The organism is Streptococcus sp. oral taxon 064 (assembly GCF_001683375.1).
GTDB classification, from domain to species: domain Bacteria; phylum Bacillota; class Bacilli; order Lactobacillales; family Streptococcaceae; genus Streptococcus; species Streptococcus oralis_S.
Genome location: NZ_CP016207.1, coordinates 1756748 through 1773678 on the forward strand (window position 1 = coordinate 1756748; position 16931 = coordinate 1773678).

At 42.3% G+C, this 16931-nt stretch carries 16 protein-coding genes and 1 pseudogene; all 17 read right to left on the bottom strand.

The window, feature by feature from the left end; translation table 11 throughout:
• The 17 genes and pseudogenes from AXF18_RS08630 to xseA all read right to left on the bottom strand — a co-directional run bounded on the left by AXF18_RS08630 (position 1) and on the right by xseA (position 16919).
• Positions 1-270 carry a DUF1294 domain-containing protein gene (locus AXF18_RS08630; protein WP_000700084.1) on the bottom strand — a complete coding sequence of 90 codons (270 nt, stop codon included), beginning with the start codon at positions 268-270 and terminating at the stop codon, positions 1-3.
• The gene (gene leuB / locus AXF18_RS08635) at positions 267-1304 is read right to left on the bottom strand and encodes a 3-isopropylmalate dehydrogenase (protein ID WP_045617266.1); all 1038 of its coding nucleotides are present in this window, start codon (positions 1302-1304) and stop codon (positions 267-269) included. The genes AXF18_RS08630 and leuB overlap by 4 nt, the downstream gene beginning before the upstream one ends.
• An 11-nt stretch (positions 1305-1315) precedes the next feature.
• Entirely contained in the window at positions 1316-2878 is a 1563-nt protein-coding gene (locus AXF18_RS08640) for a 2-isopropylmalate synthase (protein ID WP_065371823.1), read from the bottom strand.
• Positions 2879-3192: 314 nt separating this feature from the next.
• Entirely contained in the window at positions 3193-3849 is a 657-nt protein-coding gene (locus tag AXF18_RS08645; protein WP_065371824.1) for an MmcQ/YjbR family DNA-binding protein, read from the bottom strand.
• A 43-nt stretch (positions 3850-3892) separates the two neighbouring features.
• Complete coding sequence (locus tag AXF18_RS08650) at positions 3893-4525, bottom strand: copper homeostasis protein CutC (protein ID WP_007522104.1); 633 nt, start codon at positions 4523-4525, stop codon at positions 3893-3895.
• Positions 4526-4618: 93 nt separating this feature from the next.
• Positions 4619-4978 (bottom strand): YbaN family protein, encoded by a 360-nt coding sequence (locus tag AXF18_RS08655; RefSeq protein ID WP_045617271.1) that lies wholly within the window; start codon positions 4976-4978, stop codon positions 4619-4621.
• Positions 4979-5084: 106 nt separating this feature from the next.
• On the bottom strand, positions 5085-7172 hold the full coding sequence (gene topA / locus AXF18_RS08660; protein WP_045617272.1) for a type I DNA topoisomerase: 2088 nt from the start codon (positions 7170-7172) through the stop codon (positions 5085-5087).
• A 118-nt stretch (positions 7173-7290) separates the two neighbouring features.
• A complete protein-coding gene (gene dprA, locus AXF18_RS08665) occupies positions 7291-8139 on the bottom strand; it encodes a DNA-processing protein DprA (protein ID WP_065371825.1) in 849 nt (282 codons plus the stop codon).
• Positions 8140-8221: 82 nt separating this feature from the next.
• The gene (locus tag AXF18_RS08670) at positions 8222-8845 is read right to left on the bottom strand and encodes a hypothetical protein (protein WP_045617275.1); all 624 of its coding nucleotides are present in this window, start codon (positions 8843-8845) and stop codon (positions 8222-8224) included.
• 144 nt (positions 8846-8989) lie between these two features.
• On the bottom strand, positions 8990-10813 hold the full coding sequence (gene lepA, locus AXF18_RS08675) for a translation elongation factor 4 (RefSeq protein WP_045617276.1): 1824 nt from the start codon (positions 10811-10813) through the stop codon (positions 8990-8992).
• A 78-nt stretch (positions 10814-10891) separates the two neighbouring features.
• Positions 10892-11620, bottom strand: coding sequence for a metallophosphoesterase family protein (locus AXF18_RS08680; protein WP_045617278.1), 729 nt, complete (start codon positions 11618-11620; stop codon positions 10892-10894).
• Positions 11621-13288, bottom strand: coding sequence for a DNA repair protein RecN (gene recN / locus AXF18_RS08685; RefSeq protein ID WP_045617279.1), 1668 nt, complete (start codon positions 13286-13288; stop codon positions 11621-11623).
• A 6-nt stretch (positions 13289-13294) separates the two neighbouring features.
• On the bottom strand, positions 13295-13726 hold the full coding sequence (locus AXF18_RS08690) for an arginine repressor (RefSeq protein WP_001034390.1): 432 nt from the start codon (positions 13724-13726) through the stop codon (positions 13295-13297).
• The gene (locus AXF18_RS08695; RefSeq protein WP_065371826.1) at positions 13719-14534 is read right to left on the bottom strand and encodes a TlyA family RNA methyltransferase; all 816 of its coding nucleotides are present in this window, start codon (positions 14532-14534) and stop codon (positions 13719-13721) included. Before AXF18_RS08695 ends, AXF18_RS08690 begins: the two co-directional genes overlap by 8 nt.
• A pseudogene (locus tag AXF18_RS08700) lies at positions 14527-15392 on the bottom strand (polyprenyl synthetase family protein). The gene AXF18_RS08695 and the pseudogene AXF18_RS08700 overlap by 8 nt, the downstream one beginning before the upstream one ends.
• Positions 15389-15601: an exodeoxyribonuclease VII small subunit gene (locus AXF18_RS08705; protein ID WP_000043226.1), complete on the bottom strand. Its 213-nt coding sequence runs from the start codon at positions 15599-15601 to the stop codon at positions 15389-15391. The pseudogene AXF18_RS08700 and the gene AXF18_RS08705 overlap by 4 nt, the downstream one beginning before the upstream one ends.
• Positions 15579-16919, bottom strand: a complete 1341-nt coding sequence (gene xseA, locus AXF18_RS08710) for an exodeoxyribonuclease VII large subunit (RefSeq protein WP_065371827.1) — start codon at positions 16917-16919, stop codon at positions 15579-15581. The genes AXF18_RS08705 and xseA overlap by 23 nt, the downstream gene beginning before the upstream one ends.
• Positions 16920-16931: the final 12 nt, after the last annotated feature.

The window sequence follows — 16931 nt, forward strand, 5'->3', positions numbered from 1 at the left end:
TTACCTCCAAATAAAATATAAGGCTACTAGTGTGGTCACCATCCCGAGAAACCAAACTGTTTTAAAATACCATTTTCTAGTCTTGTGGTGAAAGGTGATTCCTGCCAACCAGGCACCAAAACCACCACAAGTAAAGGCTAAAATGAGTAAGATTTTCTCTGGGACGCGCCAAGCACCTCTTCTTGCCTTGGATTTGTCAATGCCATAAATCAAGAAAATCAGCAAATTCCAAATCAAGAAGGCAAGCGTGATTCCTTCATTTATCTTCATAATCTTTCAATGATGGCTTCTGTCATTTCCTTGGTCGAAGCCGGTCCTCCAATATCTCTTGTTAAAATGCCAGCCGCTAAACTAGCTTCAACAGCATGTTCGATACGCTCTGCATCCTCATAACGTCCGAAACTATCTCTCAACATCATGGCAACTGACAAAATCATAGAAATAGGATTGGCAATTCCTTGACCTGCAATATCAGGAGCTGAACCGTGAATGGGCTCATAGAGACTTGGTCCATTTTCAGAATGACTGGCTGATGGCATGACTCCAAGCGTGCCAGATAGAACGCTTGATTCATCAGATAAGATATCTCCGAAAAGATTCTCTGTCACGATGACATCGAACTTAGCAGGATTGGTAATCATGAGCATGGCAGCTGAGTCCACCAACTGGTGCTCCAAGGTTACATCTGGAAAATCTTGCGCGACTTCCTCAGCTACTCTGCGCCAGAGTTTTGATGTCGCTAGAACATTTTGCTTATCGATACTAGTAACGATTTTTCTCCGACTTCTTGCGATTTCAAATGCCTTGCGAATAATCCGCTCTACTTCCTCATAGCTATAGTCGTTGATATCACGCGCTTTTCGCTCTTCAAGGATATGATCTCCAAAGTAAATTCCACCTGTCAACTCACGCACCACGACAAAGTCTACACCAGCAATTCGTTCAGGTTTGAGAGGTGACAAATGCTTAAGACTGTCAAAGATTTTTACAGGTCGAATATTGGCATAGAGATTGAGTTCCTTACGAAGAGCTAGCAAGCCTTGTTCAGGCCGAATCGCTGCCCTATCATACTGGGGACTACCGATAGCTGCAAGGAGAATAGCATCTGCTTCTCTACTTGCCTTGAGGGTCGCATCAGGTAAGGGATGCCCTGCAGCATCAATACCTGCACCTCCAAAGGGGCGTCTGTCTATCTCATAGTCAAAACCTGTTTTTGAAGCTAGAGCTTCCAGAACCGCTAAACCAGCTTCCATAATTTCTGGACCGATTCCATCCCCTGCTAGAGCTACTATTTTCTTTGTCATAGCCTTCTCCTTTACACACTAGGCATGTCTCGGTAGGAAACGCTGCGCCCCATCTCACCTGCATTCTCTTTTTGAACAAAGGTATTGGCATTGATGTAGGCAATAGCCGAAGCTTTCAGTACATCGAAATCAAGACCTGCTGCGTTAAAGATAGTCTCTGTATCTCTGTTTTCAACAGTGACCAAGACCCGAGCCTGGGCATCAATTCCATCTGTCACCGCGTCAATAGTATAGGACACCAAACGAACAGATTGGTTAAAGAACTTATCGATAGCGTTAAAGATCGCTTCAACAGAGCCTTGCCCTGTTGCATTAAATTCGACTTTCTCACCATCCATATTGGCCAGGCTAACGAGAGCTTCAATGTCATTATCTGCATGAGTTTGAAGTTGTAAATCATCAAAGTGGAAGCCTTCTGGGTTTTCAACCATGGTTCCAGCTACCAGAGCTCGAATATCTGCATCTGTGATTTCTTGTTTCTTGTCCGCTAGTGCCTTGAACTTAGCGAAGAGTGGTTTGATATCCTCTTCTGTAAAATCTAGGGCCAGTTCTCTTAGTTTTTCAACAAAGGCATGGCGACCTGACAATTTTCCAAGCGGAAGACTATTACTCTTGACACCGACCAATTCAGGTGTGATGATCTCATAAGTGAGAGGATTTTTAAGGACTCCATCTTGGTGAATACCAGATTCATGAGAGAAGGCATTGCCACCAACGACAGCCTTGTTTTTAGGAACTGGAATACCAGAAAAGCGAGAAACCATTTCAGACGTATTCATTGTTTCATCCAAAACAATATCACTAGTTGCTTGGAAGAAATCCTCACGAATCTTCAAAGCAACAGCTACTTCTTCAAGAGCAACATTACCTGCGCGTTCACCGATACCATTAATAGTTCCCTGGACACGTCCAGCACCGTGTTTAATTGCTGTCAAAGTATTTGCAGTTGCCATACCGAGATCATCGTGACAGTGGACACCAAAGACAACTTTATGATCTGATTTAATATTTTCAGTCAAGTAATCAAAGATACGAGCAAACTCTTCTGGAGTCGTAAAGCCAACTGTGTCAGGGATATTGATATAAGATGCACCTGCATCGACCGCTGTTTGAACGACTTGTAAGAGGAAATCCAACTCTGTTCTAGTCGCATCTTCAGGAGAGAATTCGACGATTTCAAACTTAGAACGAGCATAAGAAACATGTTCCTTGATAGCTTCTAAAATCTCTTCCTTGCTTTTATTGAGCTTATACTTGCGGTGAATCGGACTGGTAGCGATAAAGACATGAATTTGAGGATACTTGGCATCCTTAAGAGCCTCATAACAAGCATCAATATCAGATTTTACAGAACGAGCTAATCCTGTCACTGCTGTTTTTTTCATGGCTTTAGCAATTTCTTGAACAGCTATAAATGAATCTGGACTAGCAGCCGGAAAACCAGCTTCAATTACAGAAATTCCCCATTTCTCCAGCTGTCTTGCAATGGAAACTTTTTCCTTTATTGAGAAGTTAACACCAGGTGTTTGTTCCCCATCACGAAGGCTTGTATCAAAAAATTCAACTTTACGCATAAGATTTCCCCTTTTCCAAATGTGGTTTTAAAAAAACATCTCGCTTAGAAGCCCAAGCGAGATGTTGATTTACTCCCGCTTGGTAAGCCAAACAGGACTAATGCTTTTGCACTAGCCCGAGTACCTCAACAACAAAGCAAATTGATTAAACTTAGCTGTTTTCATGTTTGACTTTCTCCTTCGTTTGATATCTTGTTTAGTATTTTAGCATAGCTAAAAACACTTGTCAAGAAAAAATCCAATATTTTCTGAAAATTTCTTCAGTAAAGAATATTTTGCTAATTGAAAGTATTTGAAAACTCAAGTAACCTTCCTTATTTTTTTACAGTCAAGTTCCAACTTCTTTCGATGAGTTCTAACACTTCTTCATCTTGCAAACTATCATCAAGCGCCAGACTAAGCCAGTAGCGTTTGTTCATATGAAAGGCTGGATAAATGCCTTTTTTTGAAAGTAAGTCAGCTACTTGGTCGTGTTTAATATTGACTGCTTCGGCTAGCCCTTCTCTCCCCTTCTCCAGCTTATCCCATGGGATTCTCATCACAAGAGCATACCATTTTTGATTGTCTTCATGGCGCAATACAGCTGTATCAGGAGACTTTTCCCACAGATACTCCAACTGATTACCATACTTTTCCTGAATCTTATCAATGATACGCTTAGTCTGAGGGCAGATAAAATCCTGTACATCAAAGCAGGCCTTCCGAATCTGGTAAAGAATCTCCAAACAAGCCTCACGGACACTTCCGACAAAACTTCCCCTCATACTTTTCATATGTACTTGAGGATAAAGGTCACCCGTTTCCTGGTCAAAAACAAGAAAACTCACATTATCAGGAGTGATGGAGACTGTCATGAAAAAGTCACCCTGCAAAATCTGGCAACTATAGGTCCAGACTTCCCCATTTTCTACAAAACCATAGGCATGAGCTTTTTCTTGATTAAACTGGTAAGATTTAAAAATTTCAAACATAAGTGAAAACTGCTACCAAAAGCTAGCAGTTCCTTTCTATTTTTTAAAAGACAACCTTAGTCCCATGTAATTGTGTCACGCCTAGCTGGTCGATAAAGATTTGGCGGTTGTCCAAGTCAATTCCCCCACCTGGTAGAATTTCAATTTTACCAGCAGCATGTTCTAGAATTCTGTGATAGTGATCAAAACGTTTTTCTAGCGAGTCGCCAGATAGACCAGCACGAGTCAAGATACGAGTGACACCGGCTTGGCTGAGCCAGTCAATGGCTTCCAACTGGTCTTCATCACTCAATTCATCAAAGGCCATGTGAAAGACAATTTCCATTCCTTTAGATGCGGCAATCAACTTCTCAAGATTAGTCTTATCCAACTTCTTATCAGCAGTTAAAGCACCAAATACAACACCTTGGCTTCCAGCTTGCGCAGTCAAACGAATATCTTCTAGCATGATCTCTATTTCAGGATCAGTATAGACAAAGTCGCCACCACGGGGACGAATCATAGTCATGATAGTGGTGTCGTAGTTAGCTGCCAGTTCAACCGCTGCCTTGGTTACTCCATAGCTAGGTGTTGTTCCTCCCACTGCTAGATTGTCACAAAGTTCGATTCGACGAGCTCCAGCCTGCATCGCTTTTTCAAGCAAGGTCACATTTTCAGCACAAAATTCGTAAATCATTTGATTCTCCTTGATGTTTTCTTTAAATTTATTATATCATATTATTTTAAATATACTTTCATTTTTATCAAGGCAAATAACTACTATTTTTATCTATTCTTTGTCAGGAATGACTTTAAAGAGATAGTAGGTGATAAAGACAGTCAAGGCTCCCAGACCAATTTTGACTGGTAAAAGAGGGGCAACATAAATAGAAATCCCCATCAAGATATAGATAGATACGATGATTTTTTTCTTACGTTCTCGCGCGATTGACTTGGTTTCCCGAAAATCAGCTACATAAGTCTGATAAAGCTTTGTATGATAAAGCCAATCTTCAAAACGCTTAGAAGATTTTGAAAAGCAAGCGATAGCTAACAAAAGAAAGGGAGTTGTTGGTAAAAGTGGTAGGACAACTCCAATAACAGCTAAAGCCAGTGAAATAAAGCCAATACTGAGGTAAATGAGACGCATGATTTCTCCTAGATAAATTACTCTTCCTCTAGTTTCGCATACAAGGGGGAAATTTGTCAAGCCTCAACAAAAAAGAGCCTGAAATTCATTTTCAGGGCTCTGCATTTTATTTAATTTTTTCCTCTTCGTAGTCGCCATTACTACATACAACCTGCTTACCACCACCACGGACTTTTTTCTCCACAAGGAAGTGTCCGCATTTTGGACAGTCACGGCCAATTGGTTTGTCCCAGGAAGTAAACTCACATTCTGGGTAACGATTGCAACCATAGAAGATACGATTGCGCTTGGTTTTGCGTTCGATGATTTGTCCTTGATGACAGCTTGGACACTCGACTCCAATCTCTTTGACAATTGCCTGAGTATGACGGCAGTCTGGGAAATTACTACAAGCATAGAATTTACCAAAACGACCGAGCTTAATCACCATTGGACTGCCACAAACTTCACAGTCAAACCCAGCTGGCTCATCCTTGATCTGGATTTTTTCCATTTCGGATTCAGCCTTGGCTACTTCTTTGGAGAATGGTTTATAAAATTCGTCAATAACCCGTTGCCACTGCTCTTTACCAACTTCGACATCATCCAGTTTTCCTTCCATTTCAGCTGTGAAGGTCACGTTTACGATATCTGGGAAATATTCAACGATGAGTTTATTGACAATTTCTCCCAACTCTGTTGGTTCAAAACGTTTGGCTGCCAGACGAACGTAGTAACGTTTTTGGATAGTTTCAATGGTCGGAGCGTAAGTTGAAGGACGTCCAACACCATTTTCTTCCAAGGTCTTGATAAGAGTCGCTTCTGAATAGCGAGCTGGCGGTTGAGTGAAATGTTGTTCTGGCTTGCTATTGACCTGCTTGACCACATCTCCAACAGCCATATCTGGCAACATTTTGTTCTTGTCAGAGTCATTGTAGATAGCAAGATAACCATCAAACTTAACTTGGCTTCCATTCGCTGCAAACTGAACCCCATTTTGAGAAAGCTTAACAGCCATGGTATCAAAGATAGCGCCCGTCATCTGGCTTGCCACAAAACGGTTCCAGATAAGGGTATAAAGTTTGAGCTGGTCTTTGTCCAAGTACTTAGCGATGCTTTCAGGTGTATTAAAGACACTAGATGGACGAATGGCTTCGTGGGCATCTTGAGCACCTGAGGCATTCTTGACCCTGCTACCATGCTTGGAATACTTGCTACCAAAACGGTCGTTAATGTAGCTTGCCGCTTCGTTCTGAGCTACTGGACTAATACGAGTCGAGTCTGTACGCATATAGGTAATCAAACCTTGCACACCTGATCCGATATTGATCCCTTCATAGAGCTGTTGAGCCACCATCATGGTCTTTCGAGTACGGAAATTGATTTTGTTAGCAGCATCCATTTGCATGGTTGAAGTCGTATAAGGTAGGGGTGCATTGCGTTTGCGTTCTTTCTTATCTACCTGGTCAACTGTGAAATCTTTACTAGTCAAATGGGACAAGACTTCTTTGACTTCTTCGTTGGTAGTCAATTTCATCTTTTTGCCATTCATACCATAGAATGAAGCCTGAAATTGCTTGGTCCCCTTCTTAAAGACACCATCAATTGTCCAGTATTCTTCCGGTTGGAAGGCATTGATTTCATTTTCACGGTCAATGATGAGTTTAAGAGCAACCGACTGCACACGCCCTGCTGATAAGCCCTTCTTGACCTTTTTCCACAAAATTGGCGAAATCGAATAGCCTACCAAGCGGTCCAAGACACGACGAGCTTGTTGGGCGTCGACCAAGTCCATATCAATCTTGCGCGGTTCTTTAAAGGCATTTTTTACTGCGTCTTTGGTGATTTCATTAAAGACCACACGGTTGGCATCATTTTCATCCAAGTTGAGAATGTGAGCCAAATGCCAGGAAATCGCTTCTCCTTCACGGTCCGGGTCACTCGCCAGAAAGACTTTATTAGCTTTTTTAGCTTCTTTTTTCAAGTCATTGATGAGAGGACCTTTTCCTCGGATATTGATATATTGCGGTTCGTAATTATTTTCAATATCGACGGACATACTGGATTTTTTCAAATCACGAATATGCCCAACACTGGCTAGAACCTTGTAATTTCTGCCTAGATATTTCTCAATCGTTTTCGCCTTAGCAGGCGACTCTACGATGACTAGATTTTTTTTAACTGTTGATTTTTTCTTCTTTGTTGCCGTAGCCACACTATCACACCTTTTCAAAGTAATAAACTTTATAAAGTGTAAACCATTTTGCCATAACTGTCAAGACCTAAGTCCTATATATAAGAAGAAAAGTTTATCTGAGTGAACAAACTTCTCCTTAAAATTCAAACTCATCCAGCACATCTTGACCGCTACTAATCAGTTTTGCTCCCTCTTGAATCAGGTGGTGACAGCCATCTGAATGGCCATCTAAAATGTTTCCTGGAATAGCAAAAACATCGCGTCCTTCTTCCATAGCTCGCTCACAGGTAATAAGACTACCAGAACGCATCCTTGCCTCTGCAACGATCACACCACGGCAAAGGCCAGCAATGATGCGATTACGAGCTGGAAAGTGAAATTTCAAGGGTTCCTCACCAGGTCCGTACTCGCTAAGTACTAAATGGTGATTGCCAATGTGTTCCTGCAAACGTTTATTGGATCGAGGATAAAAAACATCCAATCCTGTTCCAATCACTGCAATTGTTCTTCCTCCATTCTGGAGTGCAGCCATATGGGCAGCCGTATCAATCCCTTTGGCTAAACCACTGACCACGATTAACTCGTTTTCCAAACCTTGAATGACTTTCTGAACCGATTTTGCTCCCTGACTAGAACATGAACGACTCCCTACAAGAGCAACTTTCGGAAACTTTAACAAGTCCAGATTTCCTTTATAAAACAAGAGCGCTGGAGCATCATAAATCTCACTCAGATCCCAAGGATAACAGTCATCAAGAATAGAAAAGGATGGGAATTTTTGAAACTCCTTCTCCAACTGCGCATCATCTATCTGGAAATAGCGTTCCATAAAAACTGCAGGATTGCGGCACCCAGAGATTTCAGCAATGTCACCTAGCAAGAGCTCCTGATCTACAGTCTCATCATATTCAAGAACAGTTAAAATCTGTTGATTGGTCAGTCCAGCTTTGCGCAGTTTATAGATTTCATAGTTATCAATTTTCATAAGAAACTCCATTTCTTTTTCTACTCTCTTATCTATTCGTAAAAATAACAAAAAGAAGACCGGTTGATCTTCTTTTTTTCATTTATTCAGATTTAGTAGTTGACCAGCTACTTTCAACCATCGGTAAGATTATTTTTAAAGTTTCCCCATCCCCTTCAAGTGAAACATAGCGGATTTTACCATCATTTGATCGGAAAACCCAGGTAACGAGGTATTTTCCTGACTTAGCAATTGCATTGACAACATAGGCTTCATAACCTCCAATAGTCGATTTGGAGCCCCAAACCTTACTGAAATCAGAGCTTTGTTCTTTGGAAGTTAAAATACTAGCAGAGACAGTCACAACATCCAATTTAGCATATTCTTCTTCGCTGATATTAAATTGCTCAGCCTTGAAGGTATTCAGCGTAACAATGTTGATATCTGTTCCATCACAATACTGTATATCATTTCCACCTTCTACTTCATGGAATCGAACCCATGATTTGGGTACCTTGACAAATCCATATTCATTCGAACCGATGATTTGTGTCTCTTCCTTTTTCGCTTCAGAAACAGCAGAACTAGAGCTACTCGTTTCCTGACTGCTAGAAGAACTAACAACCGCAGTCGAACTTTCTTCGGTTGCTGTTTGCGACTTATTGGAGCATGAAGCTAAAAAAGCACTAACAGTAACTACAGTACCTAAAATCAATAATTTTTTCATCCTACCACCTCTCCATCTGCATTATAAGAAAAATAAGAACTTCTGTCAAATTCTGACCTAATTGATTCTGTTAGTTTCCGATTTTATTGCTCACATTTAAAGCAAAAACTCTTGAAAAATCTTCAAGAGTTTTGTTTTTTATTTCTATTCTTCATCCATACTCAAGACGCTGAGGAAGGCTTCTTGTGGGACTTCTACTGATCCGATAGCTTTCATGCGTTTCTTACCAGCTTTTTGTTTTTCAAGGAGTTTGCGTTTACGAGAAACGTCACCACCGTAACACTTGGCAAGTACGTTTTTACGAAGGGCCTTAATATCCGTACGGGCCACGATTTTGTGCCCAATAGCTGCTTGAATCGGTACCTCAAACTGTTGACGAGGGATGATTTTCTTGAGCTTATCCACGATGAGTTTCCCACGCTCGTAGGCAAAATCCTTGTGAACGATAAAGCTGAGGGCATCCACCTTATCCCCATTGAGAAGAATGTCCATTTTGACCAGCTTAGATGGGCGATACTCTGACAATTCGTAGTCAAAGCTTGCATAACCACGCGTCGAAGACTTGAGCTTATCAAAAAAGTCAAAGACAATTTCAGCAAGTGGGATTTGATAGATGACATTAACACGATTATCATCAATATAATCCATGGTTACAAAGTCCCCACGCTTGCGCTGAGCCAATTCCATAACAGCACCGACAAACTCCTGCGGTACCATAATTTGCGCCTTGACATAAGGTTCTTCAATGGTCGCAATCTTAGTTGGATCTGGGAATTCTGATGGATTTGACACATCCATAGACTCACCATCAGTTTGGTTAACTTTGTAGATAACAGACGGAGCTGTCATGATGAGGTCAATGTTGAACTCACGCTCTAAACGCTCTTGAATAACATCCATATGGAGAAGTCCAAGGAAACCACAACGGAAACCAAATCCAAGTGCCTGAGATGTTTCTGGTTCAAATTGCAGACTGGCATCGTTAAGTTGCAATTTTTCAAGAGCTTCACGAAGGTCATTGTACTTGTTTGACTCGATTGGATAAAGACCTGCAAAGACCATCGGGTTCATTTGCTTGTAGCCATGTAATGGTTCTGCGGCAGGATTGGTTGCCAAGGTAACTGTATCACCCACACGAGTATCTTGAACCGTCTTGATAGAAGCCGCAATATAACCAACGTCACCTGTGGCTAGGAAATCACGCCCTACTGCTTTCGGTGTGAAAATTCCGACCTCCGTCACATCAAAGGTCTTGCCATTGCTCATGAGCTGAATCTTATCGCCAGGTTTGACTACCCCATCCATGACACGAACTTGGAGGATAACCCCACGGTAAGCATCGTAGACAGAGTCGAAAATCAAGGCTTTGAGTGGCGCCGTTACATCACCAGTTGGGGCTGGTACTTTTTCCACGATTTGCTCAAGAATCTCTTCGATACCAATACCAGCCTTGGCAGATGCTAAAACTGCTTCGCTAGCATCCAGTCCAATGACATCCTCAATCTCTGTACGAACGCGCTCAGGATCGGCTGCTGGTAGGTCAATCTTGTTAATAACTGGAAGAATTTCCAAATCATTGTCCAAGGCTAGATAAACGTTGGCAAGTGTTTGAGCTTCAATCCCTTGGGCCGCATCAACCACCAAAATCGCTCCTTCACAGGCAGCTAAGGAACGCGACACTTCATAGGTAAAGTCCACATGCCCAGGCGTGTCAATCAAATGGAAAATATAGGTCTCCCCATCTTTTGCAGTGTAATTGAGCTCGATAGCATTGAGTTTGATGGTAATCCCGCGCTCTCGTTCTAGGTCCATACTATCCAGAAGCTGGGCTTGCATTTCACGACTAGAAACCGTCTCAGTCGCCTCCAAAATGCGGTCTGCCAAGGTTGACTTCCCGTGGTCAATATGGGCGATAATAGAGAAGTTTCGAATCTTCTCCTGTCGTTTCTTTAATTCTTCTAAATTCATGATGCTCTTCCTTTCAGGGTATCTATTTATTATAAATTGTTTTTAACATTTTGACAAGACCATACCCTGCTAGGAGTACTAATCTTCGGCGATAAAGCCGTCATTTTCGATAAAGTAGTGTTCGGCCATTCCTTGGTCTGTAAAGACGATTCCATGAAGGACACCACCATAGACAGCTCCTCCATCCATGCCAATCTTGCCATCTTCTGTTATCCAAAGTTCAGCAGTACCTCGGTCTTGCTTCAGCAAACCATAAACCGGTGTATGCCCAAAGACAATGGTTTTCCCGGTATGATTTTCAGCTTCGTGGAATGGTTTTCTGAGCCAGACTTTCTTGTAATCTGTGGTTTCATGCCAATCATCCAAGGTCAAGTCAATACCCGCATGAACAAAGATATACTTGTCTGTCTCTACCACAAATGGCATTTGACGAATAAATTCGACCAAGTCTGCCGCTTCTGTCGCAACCCGTTTGGCATCCTCTACGCCATCAACTGGTGCATCCAAGGGACGACCTAAAATAGAGTTAATGGTTGTATCTCCACCATTGCGACGATAGTGGTCATAGCTTTCCTCAGGATTGTCCAACCAAGTCAAAAACATATACTCGTGGTTTCCTGATAGACAGATAGCCCCTTGATTGTCCACTAAGTCCTTAACCATTTCTAGAACACGGCGACTCTCTTCACCACGGTCAATCAAATCCCCTAGAAAGAGCAACTGAGTTTGACCATCCCAGGTTTTGAGCAGATCTTCTAGCATACCTGCTTTCCCGTGAACATCTCCAATTACGTAATAGTCTGTCATTTATTTCTCCCTCGTTTGCAATAATTCTCTAGCTTGGGTAAGGGCCGCCTCTGTTACATTCTCCCCAGCCAACATTTTAGCCACTTCCTCTACTCGCTCTTCTAAAGTCAAGAGACGAACTGTCGAAACAGTTGAATGTTCGTCGCTAATCTTTTCAATAAAGAATTGGTAATCTGCAATCGCAATTACTTGTGGTAGATGAGAAATAGCAAGAACCTGACCATGCTGACCAATCTTATGAATCTTTTGAGCGATGGCTTGGGCCACACGACCTGAAACACCTGTATCCACCTCATCAAAGACAATACTAGTCTTACCTTCCTTACGAGAAAAGGCGGATTTAATAGCTAGCATGAGGCGGGATAATTCCCCACCGGACGCAACTTTAACCAAGGGTTTAAAGTCTTCACCAGGGTTGGTGGAAATGTAAAACTCAACTGTTTCATTCCCCTCACGGCTGAACTTGCTCTTACTAAAGCGAACTTGAAATTGAGCCTTCTCCATATAGAGGTCTTGCAGTTCTTGTTTAATTTCTGCTTCAAGCTGCTGGGCCAAATCATGACGAGCTGTTGCAAGCTGCCCTGCCAAATCAACAAGATTAACTTCCAATTTCTTGAGCTCTGTTTCCATGTCTTCGGAAGAAAGGTTATTACCCGTCAAGAGATTGTACTCATCCGTAATCTTAGCAAAATAAAGCAGGACATCATCCACAGTTCCACCGTACTTACGGGAAATAGTATTCAGAAGATCTAGGCGATTCTCAACCTGCATGAGGCGATTGCCATCAAAATCTAGATCTTCAATAATATCTTCCAAACGCTTTGTAATATCTTCTAAAACATAGTAGGTCTCTGATAGAGAACTTGAAATTTCACGGTATTTAGGGTCAAATTCTTCGACACTTTCCATGTCATTCATGGCTGAACGGACATTAGCAAGACTGGAGAATTCCTCATTGTCCAACATACTATAGGCATTGGTTAGCGTATCCGCAATGTTCTTATGATTGAGAAGCTTATCTCGTTCTTGGTTGAGAGCCAAGTCTTCACCAGCCTGCAAGTTTGCAGCCTCAATCTCTGCCATTTGAAATTCCAACATCTCAATACGAGCCTTGTGTTCTTGCTGGTTTTTCTTAACTTCCAAAACCTGCTTGCGCATTTTACGATAGGCATCAAAGCTCGTCTGATAGGTCTCCTTCAAGTCCAAGAAAGCTGCATCACCAAACTCATCCAACATCTGGATGTGCAGTTGAGGACGCATTAACTCCTCTTGGTCATGCTGACCATGGATATCCACAAGGTGTTGCCCAATGGCACGCAAGACAGAAAGATTGACCATCTGACCATTCACGCGACTAACACTACGACCGTTTTGCAAAATTTCACGCCGGATGATAATTTCATCACCCATTTCCAAACCTTGCTCATCAAAAAGTTCCTGTAAAAGGCGACTATTTTCAACTGAGAAAAGCCCCTCAATCTCTGCTTTTGGCGCACCATGACGAATAACGTCTGTCGTTGCACGAGCCCCCAACATGAGATTCATAGCGTCGATAATGATAGACTTTCCAGCACCCGTTTCCCCGGTCAAAACAGTCATACCCTTTTCAAAATTGAGGGAAATCGCCTCAATAATGGCAAAGTTTTTTATCGAAATTTCAAGTAACATACTGACCTACCATTTTTTGACTTGTTCAACAATTTCTTCAGCTGCCTCTGCTGTTCTAGCTACAATTAAGATAGAATCATCATCAGCTAGACAGCTAAAAATCTGTTCAGAAAATGCTTCAACCAACTGACTCTTCACAAAAATAGTATTTCCAGGAATGACAGCAAGGTTGATCATATTTCCCATTAACTCAGAACTCACAATATTGTCCTCAGCTAACTGCAAACTTTTGACGATTGATTTTGGCAACTCATAGATATATGTGTTGTTCTTCAAAGGAATTTTAACAATCCCAAGCTCCTTGATGTCTCTTGAGACAGTGGCTTGCGTAGCAGATATACCTGCTTCCTTCAAATGTTCAACGATTTCTTCCTGTGTTCCGATCTGATAATCCGTCACAAATCGTCTAATTTTTTCAAGTCTCTCTTTTTTATTCATCTTTAAATTCTCTATGTGCTCTCTCTACAACTTTTTCTATTTCAGGAGCAACTTGGTTACTTGCTCCATCTTCCTTTTTCAAATATGCCAAAAATTCGATGTTTCCATGTCCACCTTGGATTGGTGAATAGTCTAATCCAAACACTGAAAAACCTTGTTCAACTGCCATAGCAGTGACAGATTCAAGGACATGTTGATGAACCTTGGCATCGCGAATGATTCCATTCTTTCCAATCTGCTCACGACCTGCTTCAAACTGGGGCTTAACCAGAGCCACGACCTGACCTTGATCAGCCAAGACACGGTGCAAGGCTGGCAAAATCAGACTGAGCGAAATGAAACTTACATCAATACTGGCAAAACTTGGTTCATGCTCGAAATCAGTCTTTTCAGCATAGCGGAAATTGAACTGCTCCATGCTGACAACCCGTGGGTCTTGACGTAATTTCCAAGCCAACTGATTGGTGCCAACATCGACTGCAAAGACCAACTCAGCACCATTTTGCAACATGACGTCAGTAAATCCTCCAGTGGAAGCCCCAATATCAATCGTGGTTGCGCCATTCACTGATAAATCAAAGACCTGCAAGGCCTTCTCTAGTTTTAGACCACCTCGACTGACATACTTGAGTTTTTCACCCTTGAGTTTTAGCTCAGTATCATCTGGGATTTTCTCTCCTGGTTTGTCAAAGCGTTCTCCATTAAGGACTGCCACGACTAGCCCAGCCATAACACCCCGCTTGGCTTGTTCTCGTGTCTCAAACAAACCCTGTTTATAAGCTAGTACATCCACTCTTTCCTTAGCCATTGATTCTCAAACTTTCTACTACTTTCACAATCGGCTCTGTTTCAAAGGGAACCTGCTCAACAATTTCTTCTAATTTCGCATTGGCTTGATCCAGAGTTTCGTTACAAAAGGCAATAGCCTCTTCCAAGCCCAACAAGGCTGGATAGGTTGATTTTTCAGCCTGCAAATCCTTTTGTGGAGTCTTGCCGATTTCCTCAAAACTAGCGGTCACATCCAGCACATCATCTCGAACTTGAAAGGCCAGCCCAATCAATTCACCAACCATTTTCAATTTTGCTTGGATTTCTGGAGCTAATTCTGCTATGATAGCGGCGGCTTCGAAAGGATAGGCTAGTAATTTTCCAGTTTTATTGGCATGAATGGTCTGGAGTACAAATGCTGGTGTTCGCCTTCCATATCTAAAACCTGCCCTGCCACCATACCTAGACTCCCTGAAGCAAGGGATAAGTTGGCAATCAAATCCACCTTGATCTGACTTGGCAAATCTGCCTGCGCTATCAAGGCATAGGGATCTAGGAACAAGGCATCACCTGCCAATATTGCCATCGCTTCGCCAAATTTCTTGTGATTGGTCAAGCGTCCCCGACGATAATCGTCGTCATCCATAGCTGGAAGGTCATCGTGAATCAAGCTCCCTGTATGAATCATTTCCAAGGCAGCGGCCACTTGAGCGTGTGCTGGTTTAATAGCGACCTTCAAGGCTTCCAGAACTTCTAATAAGAGAAAAGGTCGAATACGCTTGCCACCAGCATGAACGGAATAGAGAACAGACTCTCGCAAACTAGAGGCAAACTGCTGGTCTCCATAAAAATCTTCCAAGGCAGACTCGACAAGAGCTAATTTTTCTTGCTTCTTCATTCAAAATCACTTTCTGTTCCGTCTTCTTGCATGACCTTGACCAAGGTTTTTTCAGCCTTGTCCAGCGTCGCTTGGAGCTCTTTTGACAAGACCATGCCCTTTTGAAAGGCAGCAATCGCATCTTCCAGAGCGATTTCACCATTTTCCAAACTTTGTACAATGGTCTCTAGTTCTGCTAGATTTTCCTCAAATTTCTTTTGTTTTGACATCTTTAACCTCTAATTCTACTTGACCATCTCGCATCAAAAGCGTCACTTGGTCTTTTTTATTTAACATCTCAACAGAATCGACTACGGACTCTTCTTTTTTGACAATTGCATAACCACGCGCCACGATTCGACTGGTATCCAACATCAGTAAGGCTTCTGAAAGTCGCTTGACTTCAGCGACCTTGGCATCATAAACCAGCGCCATTTGGCTACGTAGGAGCTTGTCCAACTGACCTAAACGGTCTTGATAACGCTGGATTTTGGTAACAGGTGATAATTGGACTAGTTGATGCGTCCTTGCTTGGACTAGCTGTTTGCTATCAGAAATCCGTGTTCGCAAACTTTGTTTTAATCGCAGTTGCAGCTGATCCAACCGTTGCAAATAGCCGTCATACAAGCGCTCTGGCTGTCTAAAGATGACCGACTGACTGCATTTTTTCAGAGCTTCTTTTTTTCTTGACAGGACATTCTGAACTGCTGTCGCCATCCGCTTTTCTTGATTTTGCAAATGGGTCAGAAGATCCAACTTGGTTACAGGTGTTGCCAGTTCAGCTGCAGCTGTTGGCGTTGCAGCCCGTCTATCTGCCACAAAATCCGCCAAGGTCACATCTGTCTCATGTCCCACACTAGAAATGATTGGCAAACGGGATTCAAAAATAGCCCGTACCACGATCTCTTCGTTAAAAGCCCAGAGATCCTCGATGGAACCCCCACCACGACCAATGATGAGAACATCTAGGTCCTCACGTTGATTGGCACGCGCAATATTTCGAGCAATTTCCTCCGCAGCTCCATCACCTTGCACCTTAGTCGGATAGAGAAGAATGCCAACACCTGGAAAGCGTCTGCTGACGGTCGTGATAATATCTCGAATAACAGCTCCACTGCGACTGGTTACCACACCGATTCGCTTAGCAAACTGGGGAAGAGGTTGCTTGAATCTCTCTTGAAATAGACCTTCTTCCGTCAATTTTTTCTTAAGTTGTTCAAACTGAATCGCTAGCGCCCCAACCCCATCAGGCTCAGCTTTTTCAATGATGATAGAGTAACTACCGCTTGGTTCATAGACCTGCACACGCCCAATTACATTGATCTTCATTCCTTCTTCCAGGTCGAAACCTAATTTTTGATAGATCCCTGACCAGATGGTTGCTTGAATAACTGCGTGGTCATCTTTTAAGGAGAAATATTGGTGAGTAGGTCGTTTACGAAAGTTGGAAACTTGACCAGTTAAATAGACCCGTTCCAAGTAAGGGTCTTTATCGAATTTCATTTTCAGATACTTGGTCAAAGTTGTTACCGATAAATACTTTTCCATCTCCACCTACTA